Source organism: Piscicoccus intestinalis NBRC 104926 (assembly GCF_001515525.1).
Classification (GTDB): Bacteria; Actinomycetota; Actinomycetes; order Actinomycetales; family Dermatophilaceae; genus Kineosphaera; species Kineosphaera intestinalis.
The window spans coordinates 1-4,111 of sequence record NZ_BCNQ01000233.1 but is presented as its reverse complement, the minus strand read 5'-3'; the positions used below and the strand labels follow the sequence as shown (position 1 = coordinate 4,111).

Here is a 4,111-nt window from a genome sequence, read left to right as displayed (position 1 = left end):
GTCGGGCTGCACGAGCGCCAGCACCACGCCGGAGACGGTGAACGCCAGCGCGATCGCCGCGAGCCCGGCGGCGACGCCGAGCGCGAGCAACGCGAGCAACGGCCCGCGGGCCCTCGGCACCAGGCGCAGCACGCGCGCGTCGAACGGTCTCATCACACTCCCTGTCGGCAGCATCGGGCGGGGCCGGCAGCGCGAGGCCCCCACCCGACTCCGGGAGGGGGCCACGCGCGGCGAGCGCCCGCGTCGTCAGTGTTGCTCGTGCTGCTCACTGCGCACGTCGGCAGCGTGCCCCTCGGCGAGGTGGTGGGTGCCGATGCGCTTGCGGAACACCCAGTAGGTCCAGCCCTGGTAGGCGAGCACGATCGGGGTGAACAGCAGCGCGGCGGCGGTCATGATCTGCAGCGTCAGCGTGCTGCTCGCCGCGTTCGCCGCGGTGAGGTTGTACGCCGGGTCGATGCTGCTCGGCATGACGTCGGGGAAGAGCGCGGCGAACAGCGCCCACACCGCGAGCGCGATCGTCACGAACGTGCCGGTGAACGCGACGCCCTCGCGGCCGGCGCGCACGGCGAGCAGACCGACGACGAGCGTGGCGGCGGCCAGCACCGACAACACCCACGACAGCGCGTTGCCCGTGTTGAGGTTGGTCCACACGAGGAAGACGATCGCCACGACCGCGGTGACCAGGCCCGACTTCCACGCGAACGCGCGGGCGTCGGCACGGATGTCGCCCTCGGTCTTCAGCGCCAGATACATCGCGCCGTGGGTGAGGAACAGGCCCAGCGTCGTCAGGCCGCCGAGCAGGGCCAGCGGGTTGAGCAGCGTGAACAGGGTGCCGGTGTACTCGACGTACGGCGCGGCGTCGTACGGCGCGGTGGCGCCCGGCAGGGGCTCCAGCGGCACGCCGTTGACGATGTTGGCGAACGCCACGCCCCACAGCAGCGCGGGCAGGAACGAGCCGATGATGATCGCGAGGTCCCAGCGCTGCTTCCAGTGCGCCTCGTCGCGCTTGTGGCGGTATTCGAAGCCGAGGTTGCGCACGATGAGCGCGGCGAGGATGAGGAACAGCGGCAGGTAGAACCCGGAGAACAGCGTGGCGTACCAGTGCGGGAACGCCGCGAACGTCGCGCCGCCCGCGGTGAGGACCCACACCTCGTTGCCGTCCCAGACCGGGCCGATCGTCGTCAGCATGACGCGACGGCGGCGGTCGGCCTCCTGCGGCGCGTGCCCGCGGGACAGGATCGGCAGCAGCATGCCGACGCCGAAGTCGAAGCCCTCGAGCACGAAGTAGCCGGTCCACAGGACCGTGATGAGGATGAACCAGATGACGGGAAGTTCCATGACGAGTCGCCCCGATTCTCAGTAGGAGTAGACGAGGGGGGCGTCCTCGTCGCGGTCGCGGTGATCGGGCTCCGGCTCGGCCTCGGCCCCGAGGCGGATGTACCGGACGAACAGCTTGATCTCGACGACGGCGGCCGCCGCGTAGATCAGCGTGAAGAGCGTGAGCGTGGTGGCCACGTAGCCGACGGAGACCGACGGCGAGACCCCGTTGGCGGTCGTCATGAGGCTGTAGACGACCCACGGCTGGCGGCCGACCTCGGTGAAGATCCAGCCGAAGCTGTTCGCGGCGATCGGCAGCAGCGGGGCGGCGACGATCATCCAGTGCCACCAGCGGGCGCGCATCGCGCCGGCCGCGCCGTCGTTGCGGGCCATCGCCGAGCGGCGGGTGGCCCACAGCGCGAGGATCGCGGTGGCCATCGACGCGAAACCGGCTCCCATCATGAGACGGAAGGTCCAGTAGGTGGTCGGGATGTTCGGGGTGTAGTTCGTCACCTCGTCGCGGGTCATCGGGTTGCCCGCGTACTGCTGCTGGTACTGACGCTGCAGGTCGTAGATGCCCTGGATCTCGGCGTTGAAGTCGCCCTTGCCGAGGTAGGAGAGCAGGCCGGGGATCTGGATGAGGTGCTTGGCCTCGGTGCCGTCGAGGTTGCCGACCGAGAACACCGAGAAGGGCGCGTGGCTGGAGGTCTCGTAGTGGGCCTCGGCGGCGGCCATCTTCATCGGCTGCACCTCGGTCATGATCTTGCCCTGGATATCACCGGAGACGATGACGCCGATCGAGGCGACGAGCGTGAGGATGGCGCCGGCGCGCACGGCGGTGCGGTAGGCGTCGGTGAGCCCGTTGCGCTTGCCCTGGCGCAGGTGCCACAGGGCCACCGCCATGACCATGGCGCCGCCGGTCATGTAGGCCGCGGTGATGACGTGCGGGAACGTCACGAGCTGCACCTTGTTGGTGAGCACGGCGACGAAGTCGGTGAGTTCGGCGCGCCCGGTCGCCGGGTTGTACTGCGCGCCGACCGGGTGCTGCATGAACGAGTTGGCGGCCAGGATGAAGTACGCCGACAGCACGGTGCCGATGTGCACGAGCCACATCGTCGCGGCGTGCAGCTTCTCCGGCAGCTTGCCCCAGCCGAAGAGCCACAGGCCGAGGAAGGTCGACTCCAGGAAGAACGCCAGCAGCGCCTCGAACGCCAGCGGGGCGCCGAAGATGTCACCGACGTAGCGGGAGTAGTCCGACCAGTTCATGCCGAACTGGAACTCCTGCACGATGCCGGTGACCAGACCCAGCGCGAAGTTGATGACGAAGAGCTTGCCGAAGAACTTCGTGAGCCGGAACATCGCCGGGTTGTGCGTGCGGACATAGGCGGTGTGGAAGCCGGCGACGACGGCCGACATCCCGATCGTGACGGGCACGAACCAGAAGTGGTAGACGGTCGTGATGGCGAACTGCCACCTCGCCAGGTCCAAGGCATCCATGCGTTCTCCTGTGGTGAACGAACCGTGGTGCGTCGGCGCGGTCGCGTCGGCGAACAGCGGGGGCTCACCCCGAAGCCGACGTCAGAATCGGCACATCAGTCCCCCTGACCTGAGACATTAATCCCAGTGGTGGTGGCTGCCGCACGCGGGTGGTCGGCCCCGGGCCGGTGCGTCAGACTCGGGGTGGCCGCCGAATCCTTCGACAGGAGAACGCAGATGGATGCGACAACGTGGAACGAGCGTTATTCCCAAGCGGAGCCGGTGTGGCCGAAATCACCCAACAAGTGGGTGGTCAACGAGATGGGCGGGCATGTACCCGGGGTGGCGCTCGATCTGGGTTGCGGCGAGGGGCGCAACTCGATCTGGCTCGCCAACCAGGGCTGGCGGGTCACCGCCGTCGACTTCGCGCTCAACGCGCTCGACCGGGCCCGGGAGCGCGCGCGATCGGAGTCCGCGGAGTCCGGGGTCGAGTTGCACATCTCGTGGGTGCAGGCCGACCTGACCCGGTATGAGGCGGCGCCCGGCCGGTACGACCTCGTGCTGCTCACCTATGTGCACCTGCTCGACTTCGAGCGGCGCGAGCTGCTGCGCAACTGCGTGCGAGCCCTGGCTCCGGGCGGCACCCTGCTCGTCGTCGGGCACGACACGACCAACCTCACCGACGGCACCGGCGGGCCCCAGGACCCGGCCGTGCTGTTCAGCGGCCAGGACATCGAGGGCGACCTGCAGGATCACCTGCGCTCGGGCACCCTCGTGCTTGAGCGATCCGGCCGGGTCGCCCGCGAGGTGGAGACCGAGGACGGCCCCGTCGTCGCCTGGGATGCCCTCTTCCGCGCCAAGCGGCGGCCCGACGTCGCGGGCGGTTTCTCCTTCGGCTCGTGAACCTCGCGCGCGCCGCCACCGTCGGCTTCGCGGGGTTGGCGGCCGTCGACGTCGTGCTCGCCGGGCGGGCCTCGGGGCGTGCCGCCGCCGTCCGGCGCGTGACCAAGCCGGTGCTCATGCCGCTGCTCGTGGTGCGCGTCGTTGCGCGCACCTGGGTGGGGAGCCTGGCGGATGGTGGGTTCGACGGTTCGGCGGGCTCCCTGGGCTCCGTGGGCTCCGTGGGCTCCGTGGGCTCCGTGGGCTCCGTGGGCGACGGTCGCGGCGGGGCGACCCGCGACGACGCCGCGTCGACGCTCGCGGCGCTGGCGCTGTCGACGGCAGGTGACGTCGCGCTGCTGGGGGAGTCGGAGGCGGCCCTCGCGGTGGGCATCGGGGCCTTCGCCGGAGCCCACCTGGCGTACCTGCGGCGGCTCGG

At 70.1% G+C, this 4,111-nt stretch carries 4 protein-coding genes; 2 read left to right on the top strand and 2 right to left on the bottom strand.

Going from position 1 to position 4,111, the window contains the following annotated elements:
• Positions 1-246: 246 nt before the first annotated feature.
• Entirely contained in the window at positions 247-1,338 is a 1,092-nt protein-coding gene (cydB, locus tag PINTE_RS20530) for a cytochrome d ubiquinol oxidase subunit II (RefSeq protein ID WP_068434315.1), read from the bottom strand.
• 18 nt (positions 1,339-1,356) lie between these two features.
• Positions 1,357-2,814 carry a cytochrome ubiquinol oxidase subunit I gene (locus PINTE_RS20525; RefSeq protein ID WP_068434313.1) on the bottom strand — a complete coding sequence of 486 codons (1,458 nt, stop codon included), beginning with the start codon at positions 2,812-2,814 and terminating at the stop codon, positions 1,357-1,359.
• A 216-nt stretch (positions 2,815-3,030) separates the two neighbouring features.
• Here PINTE_RS20525 and PINTE_RS20520 point away from each other — a divergent pair, with 216 nt between their 5' ends.
• Positions 3,031-3,696 carry a class I SAM-dependent methyltransferase gene (locus tag PINTE_RS20520; RefSeq protein ID WP_084343871.1) on the top strand — a complete coding sequence of 222 codons (666 nt, stop codon included), beginning with the start codon at positions 3,031-3,033 and terminating at the stop codon, positions 3,694-3,696.
• Positions 3,693-4,111, top strand: a 419-nt coding sequence (locus PINTE_RS22955) for a lysoplasmalogenase family protein (protein ID WP_217996670.1), incomplete at its 3' end; no start/stop codon positions are given. The genes PINTE_RS20520 and PINTE_RS22955, both read left to right, overlap by 4 nt.